This is a genomic window from Caballeronia sp. GAWG1-5s-s (assembly GCF_023631445.1).
In the GTDB taxonomy this organism is placed as follows: domain Bacteria; phylum Pseudomonadota; class Gammaproteobacteria; order Burkholderiales; family Burkholderiaceae; genus Caballeronia.
Genome location: NZ_JALQDC010000023.1, coordinates 131,709 through 151,414, shown reverse-complemented (window position 1 = coordinate 151,414; position 19,706 = coordinate 131,709). Strand labels below are relative to the sequence as shown.

Here is a 19,706-nt window from a genome sequence, read left to right as displayed (position 1 = left end):
CCCGATACGGACGCACACGCTGAAGCAAAAGACGCTGCGCAGTCGTCGAGTTGACCAATCAGCGAAACGGCCGGCTCAATCGAACCGGCCGTCGTTGCGCCAATTTCACGCCGCTTGCTTCGCAGCGATCTGCTTGCGCCAGCCGGCCAGAATGCGGCGCGCGAGCGCGTCGTAGTCGCCGCCGAAGTGATGATCGCCCGGCAGCTTCACCACGTCGATGCCCGTCTTCGTCAGCGCCGGACACAGCGTATCGTCTTCTTTTTCGCCGTAGATGCACTGGACCATCGCGGGCGGCAGTTGCGCGAGCTCCGGCTTCACCTTGAGCGCCTTGTCGCTTGCCTTCATGCCGAGCCAGCCGGTCACGCGAATCTGGAAATCGGCCTCGGGCGCGAAGCCCATCAGCGAGATATACGAGACCTGGCGCCGCACGTCGTCGGGCAGACGGTTGTACGCGAACGGCATCACGTCCGCGCCGAACGAGTAGCCGACGAGCGCCACGTGGCTCGTATGCCAGCGCGCGCTGTAGGTGCGCACCACGCGGGCGATATCCGCTGCCGTGCGCTGCGGCGACTTCTCGCTCCAGAAATAACGCAGCGAATCGATGCCGATCACCGACACGCCGTCGCGCTGAAGGGCGAGCGCCATCGTCTTGTCGAGGTCGCGCCAGCCGCCGTCGCCCGAAATGACGATCGCGAGCAAGTCAGTCGGCTGCGACGCGCGAAGTTCGATGAGCGGCAGATCGGACACGTCGTTCGCAGCAGGCGCCTCGGGTTTGATCAGGTGCGGCGCGGTCATCGCCACGAGCGTCTCGGCCTTGTTGCGTCCGGGCTGCCACGCGGCGCGTTCCATGAAGCCCGGCAAGCCCTTCATGTGGATGATGGTCGGGTCAGGCGGACACGGCTTGAAGCGCGCGTCGAGCGTGGCCTCCGGCGCGAGCGACACCGCGCCCGCCACCGTGTTGTCCGGCGCCTGGCCGAGCGCGTGTTCCGCGACGGTCGCGCCCTGGCCCGCGCCGGCGAAGATCGGCGAGAAATAGCGGCTCGTCTCTACCGTGCGTTCGAGCTGGTGGCTCATGTTCTCGGCATCGCCGACGAGGTTGTGGCACGTCTCCTTCTTCTCGGCCGCAAGGCGCGCGGCGTAGCGCGGCGTGTCGACGCCGACGACCATCGCGCCCTTGGCCGCGAGCGCATCGGCGGCTTGCTGGTCCGACTCGCTCCAGCCGCTCTCCTCCGACAACAGGACGACGAAGCCCGTCATCGCGCCAGCCGGTTTCGTCACCGTGACCTGCCCGTAGCGGCCGCCCGAAACGGTGTTCGCGTGCGCCGCGCCGATCAGGGAGACGCCGCAGACGGCGGCCGCCGCGAGCGCCGCCAGTTTCTTGCCAAACTTGTTCATGAACGCCAGCCTCCCGCCAGCAACGAGAGGTCCGCCAAAGTGAGAAACACGCTGACCGAACCGGACGCCGCGAGATAACGCGGCTCCCAGTGCGGCTGGAACTTGCTCTTGAATCCGCGCAGGCCGCGGAAGTTGTAGAAGCGTCCGCCGAAGCGCCATACGAGCCCCGCCAGCCGATGCCAGTGCGACGCGAGCGGCGTCGGCTCCATGCCGGACAACGGCGCGATGCCGAGCGACAGCGATTTGAACCCCGCCTCTTTCAGATGCAGCGCGAGCTTGGTGAAGAGGTACTCCATCGCATACGACGAGGCTTCCGCCACGTGACGCATCACGCCGACCGTCGCTTCGGTGTTGAGGTCCGTCGTCATGAACGTGACGAACGCCACCGGCACGCCCTGCTGACGCACGAGCAGCACCGACTGCGCGGCGAGATATTCTTCGTTGAACGCCGCCACCGAGAAGCTTTTCTCACGCGCCGAGCGGCTGTCGAGCCAGTCGTCGGAAATCTCGCGCAGCATCGGCATGCTTTCCGCGATGCGGTCCGGGCCGATCAGTTCCGTATCGAACCCGTCGCGTTCGCCGCGCTTTAGCGCATAGCGCAGATGCGCGCGGTGCGAGCCCTTCAGGTCGAACTCGGACAGCGCGACGTGCGCTTCCTCGCCGAGCTTCATCAGCGTGAGACCGGCGTCGAGATACAGCGGCAGCGCGTCGGCGCGCACCTGATAGAACGCGGCGCGGCCGTTGTGCGAATGCGCGAGTTCCACGAAACGGCGGATCAGCCCCGCCCACTCGCTGCGCGGGCCGACCGGATCGTGCAGCGCGGCCCACGTGCGGCCGTGCTTCGCGTACATGAGAAACGCCTCGCGCGACTCGGAGAACAGAAAGCTCTTGTCGCCCATCATCGCGAGGCCGGCGTCGCTGCGCTCCTGCGCGCGGAAGATGCGCGCGGCATCGGCGAGGTCCTGCGGCGCGGGCATCTCGAAGCGGCCCGCCGCCGGACGCAGCAATTGCCAGACGGCGAACGCGCACGCGAACACGCCTGCTGCGAGCGTCGCGCGCAGCGCACGCGGCGCGCGCTCGTCGAACGCGAATTGCCACCACAGGTCCGTGTTGTACGGCACGTCGCGGAAGGCGAAGAACATGATCCATACCGCGACCGCCATCACCATGCCGACGGAAACGAGCCACGTCGCCGTGAACCGCTCGGCGAACAGCGACGCCCGGCGGTTGAAGCGCTCGCGCGTCAAGACGAGCAGCGCGATGAGAAACGCGAGAACGCCCGCTTCGATGAATGCGAGCCCCTTCGCGAGCGACAGCGCGAAGTTCGCGACCGCGAGAATCAGCGCGACCCACCACGCGGCGTCGAGCCGGCGCATGAGCCCGCGCGCGACGAAAAGCAGCATGACGCCCATCACGCTGCCGAGCAGTTGCGAGCTTTCCAGCACCCACAGCGGAATGACGGTCTGCAAGAGCGCGATGCGCATCTTGAACGCGGGCGTCGCGCCGGAGATGACGAGCATCGACCCGGCCGCGAACGCGACGATCGCGAGGAACAACGGCGCGAGCGACGACACGCGGCGCGGGTGCAGAAACGCGAAGCGGCCTTTCAGCGCGCGGCCTTCGAACGCGGCCATCACGGCGGCCGAGAGAATCAGCGGCAGACCGAAATAAATCGCGCGATAAGCGAGGAGCGCGGCGAGCACGTCCGGCGTCGCGACGTTGCGGCCGAGCGCGAACACCATCGCCGCTTCGAACACGCCGACGCCGCCCGGCGTATGGCCGATCATCCCGAGCAGCATCGCCGTCGAGAACACCGTCATGAACTCGCCGAAGCCGACGTGCGCGCCCGGCAGCATCGCCCAGAGCGCGAGTCCCGCGCCGAGCACGTCGACGACGGCGAGCGCCGTCTGCGCGATGAAGTCGCGGCGCGTCGGCACCGTGAACGCGAGCCACGTCCAGCGGGAACGCAGCGTGCGCTGCTCGCGTCCGCAGAAGACGAGCATCGCGACGAACACCGCGAGCAGCGCCGCGCCGAGCACGCGCAGTATCGCGGGCGAAAGATGCAGCATGCTCGCCACCGTGCCCGCCGAGCACAGCATGCCGAGCGCCGCCATGAACGCGAGCGAAAGCGCGAGCGTCACGCCCGTGAAGATCGACAGCCGGCCGACCTGCGCGGGCGTCACTTCCGCCGCGCCATAGACGCGGCAGCGCACCGCACCGCCCGTCAGCGCGCCGAAGCCCGTGACGTTGCCGAGCGCCGAGCCGACCGTCGCGCCGACCCACAGCAGCGAACGCGGCACCGCGACGCCGATGTGCCGCAAGCCGACGGCATCGCGGCCGACGAGCGCGGCGAAGCTCAGCGCGGTGGCGAACAGCGCCGCGCCCCACGCTTGCAGCGAGAGCAGCCGCAGCGAGCGCACGACCGACTTGTAATCGACCGTATGCGACAGATGCTGGAACACGACGAGGAGCAGCGCGCACACGAGAACCGTGAGCGCGGGCGCGGCGAACCGTTGGAGATCGAGACGCGCGAAGCAAGAGCGTCCGAACGTGCGACTGGCGCGAAGCGAGGTGAACGACTTTCTGCGAGACATGCGTTTTCTGGACTTGCTCGCGCCGCGATCCGGCGATGACACTGCCGGCTGCGGCGCAAATCGTTGTTATCGGGGGCGGCGCATGATGCACAGTGGGCGCGCCGCGTCGGTATTCGCCTGCGGCTCGCCATACAAAACGGTTTCCGCGTAAGAAACGCCTGTATAACGGCTACGGTTGACCCAACTTGACCGATATTCGGGAAAGCGTCGGGAGCGAAGGCTGCTTCAATACGAGCGCGCCGCGCATCATCGGCGAGAAGACTAAGCGGATAACACCACCAAAGGCATCGGAAATATGAGAAAAAGTGTCACAAGCACGTTGGCAGTCTGTTTCGCGCTGGCGCTCAACGGCTGCGTCAGCACCGACGACGCGCTGCTGAAAACCGTGCCGATCGGCTCGGGCGCGTCGACGCTCGCGACGTTGGATTTCACGAAGTGCGTCAAGGCGCGGTGGACGCCCATCGCGCCGCGCGTGCGGGAATATGGCCTCGGCCCCGATTCGCTGGCGGTCTCGGTTCCGGGACAGGGCGGCTCATCGGCCATTTTGGTGGTCGCGCAGCCGGCGGCGTACGGCACCGGCTACACGATCTACGGCGACAGCGCGGCGGGCAGCCGCTATGTCACGGCGGCGCACGCCTGCGACTGAAGCGCGCCGCGTACTTACGACGGCTTGCCGTTGCGCATGTCGACGCCGGCGAGGTGCGTGCCGACGATCCGCCCGATCAGATAGCCGTCGGACGCGCACGCGTTGGTGCGCTGCTTGCCGTCCCACTGGATCTTGTACTGATCGTCTTGCGAGTGGATCGCGGACGGGTCGAACTTGCCGAGCTTGGTTTTGAGCGCCTTGCCGCCGTTCTCACGCACGGCCTCGCCGACGAGCCTGTTCCATGTCAGCGCATAGCCGTAGCGCACGCCGTCCGCGAAGGCGGCGTTGTCGCAAACCTGCGCGGGCGGCGTCGTCTTGACGGTCACGCGATACCCGTTCGCCCCGCCGACCACGATGCGCTGTTCCGTCGGCCCCGAAGGCTGCGCGGCGGCCTTCGCCGCTGCGGCTGCCGAGGCTGCCTGCGCGGCTTGCGCCGCCGAGGCAGCCGCGGCCGCGTCGGCGCTCTTCTGCTGATCGGGCAGCGGCGCGCATGCAGCGAGCGCGACCGCCGTTGCCAGCGCGAATGCCGCGCTGACGCCTTTCGTTCCGTAAGTCATCGACCTGCTCTTCACCTGCGCGTTTCCCATCTCAAAATAAACCGGGGTCTACCTTACCATTCCGGTGCGAATCCTCGGAGTTTTGAGAAAAGGGGACGCGGTGCGCGCGCGACGCCGCCGTGCCGCGAAGAACGGCTCAAGACGCCGACGACGTGTTGCCCATCGGCATTTCGATGCCGCGCCGCGCCATTTCGACGATCAGGAAGGTTCGCCGCGTGACATGAAAGCGCGCGAGCAGGTCGCTCGAATATTCCTTGGCCGTGTTCTCGCTGATGTTCATCTTGCGCGCGATCGCCTTGTTCGACAGCCCTTGCAGCAGATAGCGCAGCGTTTCGGTCAGGCGCGGCGGAAGATCGAGCGATTCGATGGTGACGCCCGCGTGCGTCGAGACGGGCTTCGGGCTGTGGCCGCCCTTGCCGAGCACCGTGTTCGGCAGATAGACGCGCCCGTTAAGAATGGTCTTCAGGGCTTCGCGAAACACGCTCGCGCCCTGCTCGCTGCCCTTCGAGATGAAACCGCACGCGCCGTTTCGGATGCACTCCAGCACGGTATCGCGGTCGTCCTGAGCGGACAGCATGATGGTCTGAACCTCGCGCTCCTCCTCGCGTATCCAGTTGAGCAGGTCCATGCCGGTGGCCTGGCCGCGCAAGTGATAGTCGAGAAACATGAGATCGTACGAATTCGCCGAGAGCTTCGCTTTCGCCTGCTCGAATCCATCGGCTTCGTCGATCTCGAGCAAGGGCTCGTTCGCGAGGATCAGCGTCTTCATCGCGCTGCGCGTGAGCCCTTCGTCCTCTACCAGCAATACTGTTTTGAAATAGCCGTTTTCCATTGCGAGTCCCCGAGAACGCTTCCGATATTACGCGCGCCCGTCATCGATCGAACCCCTCCATTCGAAGGGATACGTTCGGCAGTCTCCCAGAATCTTCGCCGTTCCCCGCCGCCGCCGGGTGTCGGGCGGCGCGCCGCCGGCCGACACTCGACGCATCCGTCACGAAGAGGAGAACGCGATGCCACCCCGCTCATCCGACAACGAAAGCGAGTTCGCGCTCTGGCGCATCAAGCGCGCGCGCCCGGGCGACTCCGCGCGGCGCGTGCTGATTGCGCACAAGGACAAGTCCATCGCGGATTCGCTCGCGGTGCAGCTTCGGCTCAAAGGCTTGCAGGTCATCCACGCGCAGGATCTGGCGTCGGTGCGCGCGCTGCTGCATAGCTGGCAGCCGCAGGCGCTCGTGCTCGATACGGCTCTGGACAGCGATCCCGGCTATGTCTTCATTCGCACGCTGCGCATGGACGCCGACGTGACGGGGCGCTTGCTCGTCGCGATGAGCAACGTGTGGCCTGCCGATCCGGTGCAGAAGCTGAAGGACGCGGGTTTCGACGCGCATTGCAGGCGTCCGTGCTCGACCTGGCGCATCGTCGATCTGGTCGATGCGTTCTTTACCGCGCCGCTCGCGCGGTGAGCGGCGGGCCGGTTCAGCGCCCCGGTCTCATGGCGAGCGACGCGGACACTTCGCTTCCCGCCGCAATGACGACGACGCCCGTTCCGCCGATACCGTGCGCGTCGAGATTGAAGCCGTCGCTCACATGCGAGACCGGCTCCACGCACAGATACCCGCCGCCTGCCGGGCAATGCACGACCGCATGTCCCAGCGCGCCGTCCGCTTCGAGCGCGAGCGCGCGGCCATCGGCATAGAAAAGCGTCGCGCGGCCGTCCCAGCCGCTCACATACCGCGTATAGCCGCCCGACTCTTTCACATGACGGCGCAGCGGATGCTCGTCCGATGGTCCCACCGCGATCTCGGCTTCGTGACGCCAGAGCGTCGCGGCATCGAGTTCGGCTTCGAGCGCCGCGAAATACGGATGAAAACCGAAGCCCGCCGGCATCGGACGCGCCGAGCGGTTGACGACGCGCATCGACAAATGTGCGCCGTCGGCGGCCGCTTGAATCGTCTGGATCGCGTCGAACGCCCACGGCCAGCCGTGCTCGCCCTCGCGATGCGCATAACGCAGTTCGATGAAATCGGCATCGTGACGTTCGACGCGCCATGCTGCGTACTGGCCGAAGCCATGCAGCGCGTGCGCCATGCCGGGGAACGTCGCAAGCGTCACGCGCTCGCCGCCGGGCGCGGGAAATTGCGCATCGCGCACGCGGTTCGAGAACGGCACGAGCGGATAGCTGCCGCCCTTCGGCCACGCGTCGCACGGCCAGCTCGACGCGGTGATCGGCACGAGCCAGTCATGCGCGCCGGTTTCGTCGTGCGTCGTGAAGCGCGTGATGCGCCCGCCAGCGGCCGGCGCCACCTCGATCACATGCGCGCCGTTCGCTACGCGAAGCCGCGGCTCGGCGAGCAACTCGACGACCGGACGCATCGGCATCGGCTTGGAAGACGTCACTGCCGTTGTTCCTTCACGCGCGAAACCAGTTGCGTCGGACTCACGAATTGCAGCGCGATCAACACCCAGACCAGCGTGATGGCCATGTAGATCATCGCCATCGCGTCGATGGATTGCGGCGCGCGCACGCCCGTCGAAAACACCGCGTAGTAAAGCGCGACGACGAGCGTCTGGGTCGTCGGCCCGGCGGTGAAGAACGTCAGCTCGAACATGCCGATGGTCCGCACCAGCACCAGCAGCCCCGCCGCGAGCATGCCCGGCACGAGCAGCGGCAACAGCACGTAGCGGAAATAGCGCACGGTGTTCGCGCCGAAAATGCGCGCGGCGGATTCCAGATTCGGATCGATCTGCTCGATGAACGGCGTCATCACCAGAATCACGAACGGCAGCGCAGGCACCAGATTCGCGAGAATCACGCCGGTCAGCGTGCCCGCGAGATGGAACTTGTACATGACCGTCGCCATCGGGATGCCGTAGGTCACGGGCGGGACCATCAGCGGCAGCAGGAACACGAGCATCGCGAAGCGCTTGCCGGGAAACTGCACGCGCGCGAGCGCATACGCCGCGGGCACGCCGAGCACGATGGACAGCAGCACCACCGTGCCCACTACTTCGAGCGTCACGAGCAGCACGCTCGACAACTGGAAGTCGCTCCACGCCTGCGCGTACCAGTGCAGCGTGAAGCCCTGCGGCAGCAGCGTGCCGAACCAGCGCGTCGCGACGGAGTTCACCGCGACCGTCGCGATCAGAAGCAGCACGTTCAGCAGGAAGAAGCCCATCGTGACCCAGACGAACGCCTTCCACACACGGTCGCGCAGGCTCGCTTGCTGTTTCATGTTCTTGCTGGAGCGTTGAGTCGGCGCGGGGGCCTGCCAGGCGGGCGCCGCGCGGTTGTCGGTTGCCATTATCCCTTCCCTCCGGTCACCGGGCCGGTGTAGAAGAAGCGGCGCGCGCCGAGCATGCCGCCCACGACCAGCAATTGCACGAAGCCCATCACGATCGCAATCGTCGATGCGAGCGAATAGTCGTAGCTTTCGAACGCAGCCTCGGATGCGGCAATCGAGATCACGCGCGTCGGGCCCGCAGGCGCGCCGAGCAGCACCGCCGACGGAAACACCGAGAACGCCTGCACGAACGAAAGACACGCGGTCATCGTGAGACCGGGCAGCAACAGCGGCAGATAAATCTGGCGGAACTGCTGCCACGGACTCGCGCCGAGCGTCGCGGCGGCGCGCGCAAGCGTCGGATCGATGCCCGTCACGTACGAAAGCGTCAACAGGAATGCGAACGGAAAGCCCGACACGATCAGCGAGATCAGCACGCCCCAGTAGTTATGCGTGAGCCGCACTTCGTCGCCATAGAGATGAAGCGCCTGAACCGCCTGCGGGAACCAGCCGTTCGGGCTGAAGTACGTGAGCATGCCGTCGGCGATCAGCACGGTGCCGAGCGTCACCGGAATGACGAGCAGCGTGGTCACGAACTTCTGATACGGCGACGAGCGCCGCAACGCGAACGCGACCGGCACCGAGATGCCGACGTTGATGATCGTCGCGGGCACGGCGAGCTTCAGCGTGACGATGATCGTCGGCCACATCGACGTATCGGTGAAGAACGACACATAGTTCGCCCAGGCGCCGCCGCCGTTCATCGGATTGAACGACAGCATGAGCCCGTACGCGAACGGATAGATGAACAGCGCGATGATGAAGACGAGCGCCGGCGCGACGAGCCAGCCCTTCGGATCGCGCTGCGCGGGAAGCGCGATCATTTTTCTTCTCCGTACACGAGCGCCTTCGCGGGCGACACGCGCAGCACGATGCGCTCGCCTTCCGCGCATTCGCCCGCGATGCGCGCCCACAGCTTGCCGAACGCCGTATTCACGCGGATGAGCGAATCGCGGCCGCCGTATTCGACGGTCTCGACGTGCGCATCGAACGCGTTCTGGTCGCCGGGCGCGGCGCGTTCCATGTCTTCCGGACGCAGCGCGACGCTCACGTTCTTGCTGTCGAAGCCTTCCATCGGCGTACCGAACAGGCGCACGCCGTTCGCGTTCACGGCGACCGTGTCGCCCTGCGTGCCTTCGAGCGTGAACGGCGCGACATTGCGAAAGCCCATGAAACGCGCGACATGCAGGTTCTTCGGCCGCGAATAGACTTCTTTCGGCGGCGCGACTTGCTGCACGACGCCCTCCTTCATCACGACGATGCGATCCGCCATCGAAAGCGCTTCGTCCTGATCGTGCGTCACGTAGATGGTCGCGCGCTCCAGCTTGCCGTGAATGCGGCGGATTTCGGCGCGCATTTCGATGCGCAGCTTCGTGTCGAGATTCGAGAGCGGCTCGTCCATCAACACGAGCGGCGGCTCGATGACGATCGCGCGCGCAATCGCCACGCGCTGTTGCTGGCCGCCCGAAAGCTGGCCGGGGAGCTTGGCGTCGTGGCCGGTCAACTGCACGAGTTGCAGCGCCGCTTTCGCGCGCTTGACCGCTTCCGCTTTCGACACGCCGCGCATCTTCAGTCCGAAGCCGACGTTATCGAGCACCGACATGTGCGGAAAGAGCGCGTAGTTCTGAAAGACCATGCCGAAGCCGCGCTTCTCGGGCGGCAGGACGTCGATACGCTTGTCGTCGAGCCAGATGCCGCCGCCCGTCAGCGGCTGCAATCCGGCGATGCAGTTCAGCGCGGTCGACTTGCCGCAGCCCGACGGTCCGAGCAGCGCGATGAACTCGCCGCGCTGGATGTTGAGATCGAGTCCTTTCAGCGCGGCGAGCTGATGTCCCTGCGCGTTGGTGAAGCTGCGCGAGACCGAGTCGAGGCGCAACTGCTCAAAAGTGTGCTTCATGGCGATTTCCCGTTGCGCGAGCGGCGACGCCCCCGAAGGAGCGCCGCCGCCCAAAGCCCTGCGAGTGCGATGTGCTTACTTCGTCTTCTGCGCGCCGATTTCGCGGTCCCACTTCTGGAACGCGGCGACCATCGCCTGCGCATTCAGCGGCACGACATGCGGCCGGTCAGCCAGCAGCTTCGCGTACTCGGGGCGGCCGAACTTCTGAATCACTTCCTGGCTTTTCGCCGGCGCGGCGGAAAGCGGCACGTCCTTGACTGCCGGGCCGGGATAGAAATAGCCGTCGTCGTAAGTCAACGCCTGTTGCGCCGGTTCCAGCATGAAGTTCATCAGCTTGTAGAGCACGTCGAGCTTTTCTTTCGGCACGCCCTTCGGAATGACCATGTAGTGAGCGTCGTTCACCCACGTCATGTTGTCGAACGCCTGCACCTTGAATTCGGCCGGCACGATACCGAGTGCGCGCGGATTGATGTCCCATCCGGTCACGGTCACAGTCATGTCACGCGTGCCTTCGCCCAGTTCCTTCATCACGGCGGACGTGCCGCCCGGGTAGTAAGGAATGCAGTCGTTCAGCTGCTTGAGGAACGCCCAGGTCTTGTCCCAGCCGTTGACCGGGTCCATCGGATTCTTGTCGCCGAGCACGTACGGCAGGCCCATCAGGAACGTGCGCCCCGGACCGGAGTTGGCCGGACGCGCGTAGATCAACTTGTTCGGATGCGCCTTGCACCACGCGAGCAACTGATCCGGCGTCTTCGGCGGATCGCTGACCTTGGCCGGGTTGTATTCGAGCAGCGGGCCGGCGGGCATGTAGGTCACTTCGAGACCGTAGCCTTGCGCGATGTCCTGCATCTTGCGCGGACCGGGCGCGTACTTGTCCAGCACGCCGGGGAACACGGCGGCGTGCTCGGGCAGCAGCTTTTCCCACAGGCCCTGCTGGATGCCGGCGGCGAGCGCATCGGTGCCGGTCACGACGAGGTCGATGTCCGAGCGGCCTGCCGCCTGCATCGCCTTAATCTTGCCCGGCAGTTGCGGCGCGGGCGCGTTGGTGAAGGTGATGCTGGACACGAGATCCGGGTACTTCGCCTTGAACGCTTCGAAGCCCTTCTGCGTCAGTTGAAGGTTGCCCGCGACGTCCACGATGTTGATCGCCACCGGGTCCGCCGCCTGCGCCGCGCTCGTCGCGAACGCCGCGCTCACGGCGACGCACAGCGCCGCCAGTTTCACTGACAGTCCTGCCTTGAAAGCCATGTTGTCTCCTCACTTCTCTCGCAACCGCTATTGGGACGAGGTCCGGTCGCTTGTCGATTCTGTCGATGAATTCGATCGCCGGCCTGTTCGTGCTTCGTTCTGATCGTGCTCGGTGCGCTGTCTCTTGGTCTGTCGGTCGGCGCCCTCGCGTCGTTATTAGCTCACGAAGCAGCAAAATAGCCAACCGAATCATCGTATGTCAAGCAAATCGGCGGCGGCTTTCCCTGTTTCCTTGCAGCGTAGAAAGGCAGTCTCACGCGTGGTGGCGCGGCGTTGCGCCCGGCTGTCGGGATATACCCGGAGCGCGCCGTTACCTCGCTTGTTTTACTTCTTTTACCCGGCGTTTCCTGCGAGCGTGCGGTCGAATGCCAGCAGAGCCCGCGCTTCGCGCTCGACGGCGGGCAACGCATGATCAGGCGTTCCGGAAAGGAGCGGCAGGATCGGACCCATGTCCGCGATGCCCGAAAGCGTGACCGCGTCGTGCAGCACGCGAATCAGCGAGATGTCGTCCCGCAGTGTTTCGAGCGGAAGAAAGCGGTCGTAGAGACGCTGCGCTTCGTCCGCCTCTCCGGACTTTGCGGCCCGCAGCAGCGCCATCACGGCGTGCGGAGCGATGCAACCCGAGCCGGTCGTCCAGGCGGCGAGGCCGAAATCGCGCGTGTGGACCAGCGCGGGCCGCTCGCCCATGCCGGATATCACTTGCGACGCCGGCACGCTGTCGAGAAGCCGCCGCAGGAACGGATCGTCGGACGGGTCGGCACGCACGATCGCATATTTAACGGCGAGCAGCGTGCCGTCGGCGACGAGCGCGGCGAGGGTATCGACATCGATGTAGTCCTCGCTTTTGATGTAGAGCGTGAACGGCATGCCGGCGATATCCGTCAGCCGCCTGAGGCCGGTCGCGACGCCCTGCGGCGTCGTGAAACCCGCGAGCGGCAGGACCATCGCGGTGCGGTAGTCGGTCTGCGCCAGAATGCGCGCCTGATCGAGCATCTTGCCGTAGTCGGGGCCTATCGCTGGGATCACGCGCGTTTGCGGCCCGGCGATTTGCGCGAGCATGTCGAGAAGCTCACGATATTCGCTCACTGCGACGTGATAGAGGTTGGCGTTGCCGCCATACAGCAATGTGCGCACGCCGCCGGCTTCGATATGCGCCACCAGGGCGCGGTTCTGCGTCTCGTCGAGCGAATAGTCGGCCCGCCGCGCAAGGGGCGGCACGGCCATGACGCTCTGAGAGAACTCACTGACGGTGATCGGTTCGACTTTCATGAATGACGCCTCGCTTGGCATGGGCTGACCGTGCGTGGAAGCTAGCAAGGCGGCATGAAGTTGTCAAACAACTTCGCGGACCAAGCGGCGTTAATCAGCGTTTCCCCGGATGCGCCGACGAGAGTCGTATGACATCTAGTTGCCGAACATCCGCTCCAGCGCGCCCGTAAGATGGGACTTCATCGCCTGACCGGCGCGAACGGAGTCGCGCGCGCGAATGGCTTCGAGGATATCGCGGTGTTCTCGCTGCACGAGCCGCTGCCGTTCGAGCGTCTTCACAAGCGACAGATTGCGCGAGAGATTCATGCTGAAGACCACCTGCTCTTCGATGAACGACATCGCGCTGATGAAGAACTGGTTCTTCGATGCGCGGGCCACCGCGAGATGGAACGCGAAGTCATCGCTCGCGCCGATGCCCTGCTGCGCTTCCACCACGCGTTCGAGTTGATTCCACGCTTGCTCGATGGCGTTAAGATCGTCGTCATCGGCCTTTTGCGCCGCGAGTTCCGCCGCGCCCGCCTCCGTGACGATGCGGAATTCGTAGCAGCGGCGGATGTCGGAGAGCGTTTCGAGCGGGGCGAAGCGCCGCACGTCCGGATCGGGACGGCGGCCGACGGTCGTGCCCGAGCCGCGCCGCGTCACGATGATGCCGTCCGCGCGCAGACGTGCCAGCGCTTCGCGCACGGTCGGCCGCGAAGTCGCGAAGCGGTCCGCGAGCGCGTGCTCGGTCATGAGCCGGTCGCCTTCCTTGAACTCGCCTTCGATGATGCTGTTGAGAATGTCGCTGTAGATGCGGTCGGCCAAGCCGGGCGACTTACGCTCGTTCATGTTCACGCTGGACAGGCTTGTCAGGGTAGACGACGATTGTAAGGCAGATTTTCCGGCAATTGGCTGCTGCGTCGTTGCCGTTAAGCCGGTGGGCACCCAATACTCGCGGGTGCCCGCCCTTATCTGCAAGCCGTCTCAGCGCGAACCGTTAGAGCGAAAGCAGCCGGCGCGCCTCCTTCGCGCTCGCCACCGGACGCCCATACTCGGCGCACAACGACGCCACGCGGCTCACCAGTTGCGCGTTGCTCTTCGCGAGCGTGTCTTTGTCCCAGCGGACGTTGTCTTCGAGACCAGTACGGCAGTGGCCGCCCATCTGCAACGTCCAGTGATTCACTTCGAGCTGATGCCGCCCGATGCCCGCGGCGACCCACGTTGCGTCGGGCAAATGCTTCTTCAATTGCTCGACTTCGAATTCGAGAATCTCTCGCCGCGCCGGCAACGCGTTCTTCACGCCGAGCACGAACTGGACGTGGACCGGCCTCTTGAGCAAGCCTTGATTCACCAGATCGACCGTGCTGTACAGCATCGCCAGATCGAAGACCTCGATCTCAGGCTTCACGTTGTGATCGAGCATGAGTTGCGCGAGCGAGCGCACGAAGTCGGGCGGATTCTCGTACACGATCGTCGGAAAGTTAACCGAACCCGTGGCGAGCGACGCCATGTCCGGCTTCAGGTCCAGCATCGCGCCGCGCTGCTCGAACGATCGTCCGCGCCCGCCCGTCGAGAACTGAATGATGATGTCCGGGCAATGCTTGCGGATGCCGTCCTGTAGTTCTTCGAAGCGATGCCGGTCCGAACTCGACCGTTCTTCTTCGTCGCGCACATGCAGGTGCACGAGCGTCGCGCCGGCTTCGTACGCCTCGTGGGTGCTTTCTATCTGCTCGGCAATCGTGATGGGGACCGCCGGGTTGTCTTTCTTGCGCGGCACCGACCCCGTAATGGCGACGGAAATGATGCACGGTTCGTTGGTAGTGGCTTGCGTCACGCTTGTCTCCTGTCCGGGGTATCCCCGATTTCGCCGCGAAAACGTCTAGCGCCGCCCGGCCGCATCGGCGAGCAGCTTGCCGAGCTGTTCGTCCGTCAGCGCGGGCATGATGTCGAGCGTGAACAGATCGGACCATTCGTACGCCCATCGCGCGACCGGTTCTATATCGTCGCTCTCTGCCACGCCGAAGCCGCGTATCGACCCGATGCCGTGCCAGCGCCCGAGCAATCGGACGCCGTCCGGCGGCACGCCGGCGTTCTGAAGAAACCGCTCCGCTGCCCGCTCGCGGACTTCGGGCAGCGCGGTCCAACTGACGATGAACAACATGGCTCGGCCCTCCTTCTGACGATTGCCACGCGACGAACATCATGCGCCGACGTGGTCCATTCAGTATAGAAGCCGTGGATGCGTCATCGCAGGCTTGAGCGCAAGCATCGGTCCCGCGTCCGCGCGTTCGCATGGCGCGGGCGAAATGCACTATGCTCAGTGCATCGCGGTCAACGCACGACGACCATCGGCGCGGCCACGATCGGCTGCGCATACAAGACGCGCACGGGCGGCGCGTACACGCGCACCGGCGCGCTCACGACCACGACCGGCGGTTTCGGCGGCGGAGGCGGCGCGATCACCGCGACCGGCGGCGCGACGGGCACGGCGACGACCGTGCGTGCGGGCACATAGTAGTAAGGCGGGGCGGGCGGCGCGTAGTAGTAGACCGGACGCGGCGGCGGCGCATAGACCACGGCCCGCGCGACGTAGGAGACCTGAACGGCCGTTCCCGCCGACGCGCTCTGCGTGCAGGTCAACGTGAAAGCGGCGGCAGCGGAAAGACTGAGCAGACGGATGTTCATCGTGATGTCCTTTCGTATCGAGGGTTCGAATCGATGGTTTGAATCGCTGAAGACGCGACCCGAGCAACGATAGCCAAAGGAGAAACGAAAGCGTTAGCGGCAACTTGTGTCGCCGCATGTCGCCCTATCGGCGCGGCGCATGACTGCGGAGCACGAAATATCTCGACATGATTCGTAGCGCCGCTGCCATTGCCTTCGATGCGCGCCTCAATAAAAATCTCTGTCACCGATTACTTCGCTTTGCATCTCGACAAGGAGAACGTCGTGCAGAAGATTGCCGCTTCAATTGCCTCATTGGCCACATGCCTCGCCCTTCTTTCCGCTCCCGCGTTCGCGCAGACCGCGACGCAGCCGATGGGCGTCTCGCCGCGCGTCGAACGCGGCATGCAGATACTGCAGACGCGCTTCGCGCAAGCGAACGTCACGCACGACGGCAAGCTCACGCGCGATCAGGCCTCTACCGGCATGCCGATGGTCGCGAAGCATTTCGATGAGATCGACACGCAGAAGAACGGCTATGTGACGCTGCCGCAGATCGAAGCCTTCATGCGCGAGCACGCCGCGCAACGCTGACCGGGGCCATCTCATGGAAACCGCGCCGAAGATCATCGTGCTCGATGACGAAGCCGAACTGCGCAACATGCTTCAGCGGTTTCTCACGTCGCAAGGGTTCGAGGTGCGCGTCGTGGAAAACGGCAAGCGCCTCGACCGTTATCTCCAGCGCGAACCGTACGACCTGCTCGTGCTCGACTGGATGATGGAACCGGAAGACGGCCTCTCCGTGTGCCGCCGCTTGCGCGCCGAAGGCCATACGCTGCCCATCCTCATGCTCACCGCAAAGGGCGATCCGGTCGACAAAGTGGTCGGGCTCGAAACCGGCGCGGACGACTATCTGGCCAAGCCGTTCCTGCCGCAAGAACTCGTCGCCCGCGTGCGCGCGCTGCTGCGCCGGCAGAAAATCGCAGCAGGCGATCCGACGCTGACCACGCAAGTCATTCGCTTCGGCGACTTCCGGCTGGATCTCGGCAAGCAACGCCTGTTTCGCGGCGGAGAGCCGTTCGAGATGCACTCGGCGCAGATGCAGTTGCTCAACGCGCTCGGATCGTCGCCGAATCGCGCGGTGAGCCGCGATAATCTTATCGCCCGAACGCGCGGCCGCGAACACGACGCGCTCGACCGCAGCATCGACGTGCAGGTGCTGCGCCTGCGTCAACTGATCGAAAACGACCCCGCCAAGCCGCGCTTCATCAAGACCGTGTGGGGCGTAGGCTACATGCTGCTCGCGGATATCGAGCCGTGAGCCTCGCGCCGCGCTCGCTTTTCGCGCGCAACGTGCTTCTGCTCGTCGCGCTCGTCGCGGTGAGTCAGGTGTGCGCACTCGCCGTGCTCCTGCACTTCATCCAGACGCCGCGCATCGAGCGGGCCGCCGCGACATTCGCCAGTTACATCGAGACGCTCGATACGGTGCTGCGCGACATGCCGGCCGGCACGGCACGTCTCGACGCCCGCGCGGATCTGCCTTCGAGCGCGAACGCGGAGCCGCCCCGCTCGTGGCTGCGCTTTTATCGGACGTATCAGCGCGATACGTTCGTCGCAAGCCTGCGTCGTCATTTGCCCGCCGACATGCCGGTGCGCTGGCAAAGCGCCGGGACATCCGCCGATGCGCAGCAGCGCTTGTGGATTCGCGTGCATCTCGCAGGCGAGCCGCGCTGGATCGCGCTTCCCGTGCCGGAAGCCGCGCATGACGACGGGCTGACCACGACGCTGTTGCTGTCGCTCGGGCTCGGCGCGCTCGCCATCGCGACGGCGTACGCGATCCAACGCCACCTGAACCGCCCGCTTGCCGATCTCGCCGATGCCGCGCGGCGCTTGTCCGCAGGCGGCGAGCCGGGCGTGTTGCCGACCGACGGCCCGACCGAGATCGCGCAAGTGAGCGCCGCGTTCAATCGCATGACAGCGGCCCTCGCGGAAGCCGAAGCCGCGCGCGCGCTGATGCTCGCCGGCATCTCGCACGACATCCGCACGCCGATGACCAAGCTGCGCCTCGCCATGGCGATGTCCTCGGTGCCGTCGGTGGACGCATCGTTCGCGGCATCGGCGGAAAGCTATCTCGACCAGATCGACACCATCCTCCAGCAGTTCATGGACTACGCGGGCAGCGGCGCGAAAGAATCGCCCGTGGTCGGCGACATCAATGCGCTGGTCGCGAATCTCGCCGCGGATTTCGCGGGCCTCGGCCACGAGTTCGCGCTGTCGCTCGGGGACATACCGCCGTTCGCGTTCCGTCCCATCGGCATGATGCGCATGCTGATGAATCTGATGCAAAACGCGGTGCTGTATGGCGTCGTCGGGCTCGGCGTGCGCACGTGGATGGACGAAAAGACGCGCAGTGTCTGCATCGTCGTGGAAGATCGCGGCAAGGGACTCGGCACGCAGGATGCCGAGTCGCTCAAGCAGCCTTTCAAGCGCGGCGGCGAAGGCCAGCCGAAGGGCACGGGCCTCGGGCTCGCCATCGTGGAGCGCATCGCGCGGCTGCACGGCGGCACGCTAGAACTGCGTCCACGCGAAGGCGGCGGCGCACAGGCGCGGATCGTCTTGCCGCTGGCGAATGCCGTTGCCAATTGATGCATTTCCGTTACGCGTGGCGTAGACCATACTGGATGCGTGGAACTTGCAGGAGAACGGGCATGGTCAGCGCCAACGATTCCGACGACGCGCGTCGGCCCGCCGCCCTGCACGTGCACTTCGCGGACACCGACGGCATCGCGTTTCCGACTCGCTCCGTCGTTCGTGGCGATGCGCTCTACTGCGCCGCCGAGCCGCTTCGGAGCCTTTATACGGTGCAGTCCGGCAGCTTCAAGAGCGTCGCCGTCTATCTCCCCGCCGCCGACGACACCGCCCCGCGCACGCAGGTCACCGCTTTCCATTTGGCGGACGAAACGCTGGGGCTCGATGGCATCTGCACCGGCTGTCATCAGAGCGATGCCGTCGCGCTGGAAGACAGCGTCGTGCGCATCATGCCAGTCGGCATTCTCGAACCGCTGTGCCGCGAATATGCGCGGATGCAGCACGCGCTGCTCGCCATCATGAGCGTGGAAATCGTGCGCGCGGCACGGCTCGCGGTGATGCTCGGCACGCTGCCGGCGCGCGAACGCGTCGGCGCATTCCTGCTCGATTTGTCGTCACGGCTCGCCCCGGACGATTGCGCCGACATGCTGTTGCCCATGACACGCGCCGATATCGCGAGCCACCTCGGACTGGAACTGGAAACGGTGAGCCGCGCGTTGTCGAAGCTGCAACGCGAGCACGCCATCGAACTCACCGGGCGGCGTTTGCATATTGTCGACCGGGCGCGGCTCGCGCACGTCTGACGATCGTTCGTTATGCCGTCTATCTTTCGCGAAGGCCCGATCCCGGGCGCAAACCGGACGCGGTGGTGCACGGCGCACTCGTCTGGCGCTCATCTGCCAAGCCATATCCACGCGATGATGACGGTTGTCGTCAAAGCGTCAACGGCTGGGACTATGCTTGAAGCACGCGCGCGAGAATTTCACGACATCGGCACCGGACTTGCTTTTCATCGCTCGTGAACCCAATGTCTCGCGCATAGTCGAACCCGATTCGAAGCTCCAGCGACGCAACCCACAACACGCCGCTAACGCAGTCAGCGTCCGCCCCGTCGAAACTCGTTTCATGGAGGATGTCATGCGTATTACCGTCAAGCTCGATGGTTTCGAGGGCGCGCCACCCGCCGCCTATGCCATCCTGTGGCTCGACAAGGAAACTCGCCGCTGGTCCCGCGAAGGCCATCAGTCGGTAGATGTGCCGGACTGGGGCGGGCTCGGTTCCGCGGCGGACGGCACGCTGATCTGTCATCCGCATGAGCAGCAGCCCGTTTGCAAGCTGGAAGAGCTGGATGTGGAAGCGCCCGGCGGCCCGCCCGAAGGCGTCGCTGGGCGCGTGCTGTGGTATGCGGAGGGCGCGTCGAACCCACGCGTCGGCCGCTGGCATGTGCAGTGCGTCGACCGCGCGCAGATCAAGGCCGAGCACAGCGTATTTGCGGGCGACGAATATTTCTGACGCGGCGCACGCGTT

General features: G+C 65.4%; 21 protein-coding genes. 7 read left to right on the top strand and 14 right to left on the bottom strand.

Annotation, left to right across the window (positions count from 1 at the left end; genetic code table 11):
* Positions 1 to 105: 105 nt before the first annotated feature.
* Positions 106 to 1,395, bottom strand: a complete 1,290-nt coding sequence (locus NCR34_RS17260) for a virulence factor family protein (RefSeq protein ID WP_250500647.1) — start codon at positions 1,393 to 1,395, stop codon at positions 106 to 108.
* Entirely contained in the window at positions 1,392 to 3,989 is a 2,598-nt protein-coding gene (gene mprF, locus NCR34_RS17255) for a bifunctional lysylphosphatidylglycerol flippase/synthetase MprF (protein WP_250500646.1), read from the bottom strand. Before mprF ends, NCR34_RS17260 begins: the two co-directional genes overlap by 4 nt.
* A 295-nt stretch (positions 3,990 to 4,284) precedes the next feature.
* On the opposite strand from mprF, the gene NCR34_RS17250 reads away from it, so the two are divergent.
* Positions 4,285 to 4,635, top strand: coding sequence for a hypothetical protein (locus NCR34_RS17250; protein ID WP_250500645.1), 351 nt, complete (start codon positions 4,285 to 4,287; stop codon positions 4,633 to 4,635).
* A gap of 14 nt (positions 4,636 to 4,649) precedes the next feature.
* On the opposite strand, the gene NCR34_RS17245 is transcribed toward NCR34_RS17250, so the two are convergent.
* Entirely contained in the window at positions 4,650 to 5,192 is a 543-nt protein-coding gene (locus tag NCR34_RS17245; RefSeq protein WP_250500644.1) for a hypothetical protein, read from the bottom strand.
* Between the two features lie 136 nt (positions 5,193 to 5,328).
* Positions 5,329 to 6,024, bottom strand: a complete 696-nt coding sequence (locus NCR34_RS17240; RefSeq protein ID WP_175941781.1) for a response regulator — start codon at positions 6,022 to 6,024, stop codon at positions 5,329 to 5,331.
* A gap of 178 nt (positions 6,025 to 6,202) precedes the next feature.
* On the opposite strand from NCR34_RS17240, the gene NCR34_RS17235 reads away from it, so the two are divergent.
* Positions 6,203 to 6,655: a response regulator gene (locus NCR34_RS17235; RefSeq protein ID WP_250500643.1), complete on the top strand. Its 453-nt coding sequence runs from the start codon at positions 6,203 to 6,205 to the stop codon at positions 6,653 to 6,655.
* 13 nt (positions 6,656 to 6,668) lie between these two features.
* Here NCR34_RS17235 and NCR34_RS17230 read toward each other — a convergent pair whose 3' ends face one another.
* From NCR34_RS17230 to NCR34_RS17185, 10 genes are all read right to left on the bottom strand, one after another.
* Entirely contained in the window at positions 6,669 to 7,589 is a 921-nt protein-coding gene (locus NCR34_RS17230; protein ID WP_250500642.1) for an aldose epimerase family protein, read from the bottom strand.
* Complete coding sequence (locus NCR34_RS17225) at positions 7,586 to 8,425, bottom strand: ABC transporter permease (protein ID WP_502800100.1); 840 nt, start codon at positions 8,423 to 8,425, stop codon at positions 7,586 to 7,588. Before NCR34_RS17225 ends, NCR34_RS17230 begins: the two co-directional genes overlap by 4 nt.
* A gap of 68 nt (positions 8,426 to 8,493) precedes the next feature.
* Positions 8,494 to 9,357, bottom strand: coding sequence for an ABC transporter permease (locus NCR34_RS17220; RefSeq protein ID WP_248323239.1), 864 nt, complete (start codon positions 9,355 to 9,357; stop codon positions 8,494 to 8,496).
* Complete coding sequence (locus NCR34_RS17215) at positions 9,354 to 10,430, bottom strand: ABC transporter ATP-binding protein (protein ID WP_250500640.1); 1,077 nt, start codon at positions 10,428 to 10,430, stop codon at positions 9,354 to 9,356. The genes NCR34_RS17220 and NCR34_RS17215 overlap by 4 nt, the downstream gene beginning before the upstream one ends.
* 75 nt (positions 10,431 to 10,505) lie before the next feature.
* Positions 10,506 to 11,678 (bottom strand): ABC transporter substrate-binding protein, encoded by a 1,173-nt coding sequence (locus NCR34_RS17210; protein WP_206468393.1) that lies wholly within the window; start codon positions 11,676 to 11,678, stop codon positions 10,506 to 10,508.
* A gap of 333 nt (positions 11,679 to 12,011) precedes the next feature.
* Complete coding sequence (locus NCR34_RS17205; RefSeq protein WP_250500639.1) at positions 12,012 to 12,947, bottom strand: dihydrodipicolinate synthase family protein; 936 nt, start codon at positions 12,945 to 12,947, stop codon at positions 12,012 to 12,014.
* A 135-nt stretch (positions 12,948 to 13,082) separates the two neighbouring features.
* A complete protein-coding gene (locus NCR34_RS17200) occupies positions 13,083 to 13,775 on the bottom strand; it encodes a FadR/GntR family transcriptional regulator (protein WP_250500638.1) in 693 nt (230 codons plus the stop codon).
* Positions 13,776 to 13,923: 148 nt separating this feature from the next.
* Positions 13,924 to 14,760 (bottom strand): 3-oxoadipate:acetyl-CoA acetyltransferase, encoded by an 837-nt coding sequence (locus tag NCR34_RS17195; protein ID WP_175941799.1) that lies wholly within the window; start codon positions 14,758 to 14,760, stop codon positions 13,924 to 13,926.
* A gap of 45 nt (positions 14,761 to 14,805) precedes the next feature.
* Complete coding sequence (locus NCR34_RS17190; RefSeq protein WP_250500637.1) at positions 14,806 to 15,087, bottom strand: DUF3303 domain-containing protein; 282 nt, start codon at positions 15,085 to 15,087, stop codon at positions 14,806 to 14,808.
* Between the two features lie 170 nt (positions 15,088 to 15,257).
* Positions 15,258 to 15,611 (bottom strand): hypothetical protein, encoded by a 354-nt coding sequence (locus tag NCR34_RS17185; RefSeq protein WP_250500636.1) that lies wholly within the window; start codon positions 15,609 to 15,611, stop codon positions 15,258 to 15,260.
* Positions 15,612 to 15,884: 273 nt separating this feature from the next.
* On the opposite strand from NCR34_RS17185, the gene NCR34_RS17180 reads away from it, so the two are divergent.
* From NCR34_RS17180 to NCR34_RS17160, 5 genes are all read left to right on the top strand, one after another.
* A complete protein-coding gene (locus NCR34_RS17180; protein WP_250500738.1) occupies positions 15,885 to 16,184 on the top strand; it encodes an EF-hand domain-containing protein in 300 nt (99 codons plus the stop codon).
* Positions 16,185 to 16,197: 13 nt separating this feature from the next.
* Entirely contained in the window at positions 16,198 to 16,911 is a 714-nt protein-coding gene (locus NCR34_RS17175) for a response regulator (protein WP_250500635.1), read from the top strand.
* Complete coding sequence (locus NCR34_RS17170; RefSeq protein WP_250500634.1) at positions 16,908 to 18,236, top strand: ATP-binding protein; 1,329 nt, start codon at positions 16,908 to 16,910, stop codon at positions 18,234 to 18,236. The genes NCR34_RS17175 and NCR34_RS17170 overlap by 4 nt, the downstream gene beginning before the upstream one ends.
* A 62-nt stretch (positions 18,237 to 18,298) precedes the next feature.
* A complete protein-coding gene (locus NCR34_RS17165; RefSeq protein WP_250500633.1) occupies positions 18,299 to 18,982 on the top strand; it encodes a Crp/Fnr family transcriptional regulator in 684 nt (227 codons plus the stop codon).
* Between the two features lie 157 nt (positions 18,983 to 19,139).
* Entirely contained in the window at positions 19,140 to 19,691 is a 552-nt protein-coding gene (locus NCR34_RS17160; protein ID WP_350029440.1) for a DUF3564 family protein, read from the top strand.
* Positions 19,692 to 19,706: the final 15 nt, after the last annotated feature.

Excerpts from the sequence above, each read along its gene's own strand:
- NCR34_RS17260 (WP_250500647.1), bottom strand. The coding sequence starts at position 1,395 with ATGAACAAGTTTGGCAAGAAACTGGCGGCGCTCGCGGCGGCCGCCGTC.
- mprF (WP_250500646.1), bottom strand. The coding sequence starts at position 3,989 with ATGTCTCGCAGAAAGTCGTTCACCTCGCTTCGCGCCAGTCGCACGTTC.
- NCR34_RS17250 (WP_250500645.1), top strand. The coding sequence starts at position 4,285 with ATGAGAAAAAGTGTCACAAGCACGTTGGCAGTCTGTTTCGCGCTGGCG.
- NCR34_RS17245 (WP_250500644.1), bottom strand. The coding sequence starts at position 5,192 with ATGACTTACGGAACGAAAGGCGTCAGCGCGGCATTCGCGCTGGCAACG.
- NCR34_RS17240 (WP_175941781.1), bottom strand. The coding sequence starts at position 6,024 with ATGGAAAACGGCTATTTCAAAACAGTATTGCTGGTAGAGGACGAAGGG.
- NCR34_RS17235 (WP_250500643.1), top strand. The coding sequence starts at position 6,203 with ATGCCACCCCGCTCATCCGACAACGAAAGCGAGTTCGCGCTCTGGCGC.
- NCR34_RS17225 (WP_502800100.1), bottom strand. The coding sequence starts at position 8,425 with ATGAAACAGCAAGCGAGCCTGCGCGACCGTGTGTGGAAGGCGTTCGTC.
- NCR34_RS17220 (WP_248323239.1), bottom strand. The coding sequence starts at position 9,357 with ATGATCGCGCTTCCCGCGCAGCGCGATCCGAAGGGCTGGCTCGTCGCG.
- NCR34_RS17215 (WP_250500640.1), bottom strand. The coding sequence starts at position 10,430 with ATGAAGCACACTTTTGAGCAGTTGCGCCTCGACTCGGTCTCGCGCAGC.
- NCR34_RS17210 (WP_206468393.1), bottom strand. The coding sequence starts at position 11,678 with ATGGCTTTCAAGGCAGGACTGTCAGTGAAACTGGCGGCGCTGTGCGTC.
- NCR34_RS17205 (WP_250500639.1), bottom strand. The coding sequence starts at position 12,947 with ATGAAAGTCGAACCGATCACCGTCAGTGAGTTCTCTCAGAGCGTCATG.
- NCR34_RS17200 (WP_250500638.1), bottom strand. The coding sequence starts at position 13,775 with ATGAACGAGCGTAAGTCGCCCGGCTTGGCCGACCGCATCTACAGCGAC.
- NCR34_RS17190 (WP_250500637.1), bottom strand. The coding sequence starts at position 15,087 with ATGTTGTTCATCGTCAGTTGGACCGCGCTGCCCGAAGTCCGCGAGCGG.
- NCR34_RS17185 (WP_250500636.1), bottom strand. The coding sequence starts at position 15,611 with ATGAACATCCGTCTGCTCAGTCTTTCCGCTGCCGCCGCTTTCACGTTG.
- NCR34_RS17175 (WP_250500635.1), top strand. The coding sequence starts at position 16,198 with ATGGAAACCGCGCCGAAGATCATCGTGCTCGATGACGAAGCCGAACTG.
- NCR34_RS17165 (WP_250500633.1), top strand. The coding sequence starts at position 18,299 with ATGGTCAGCGCCAACGATTCCGACGACGCGCGTCGGCCCGCCGCCCTG.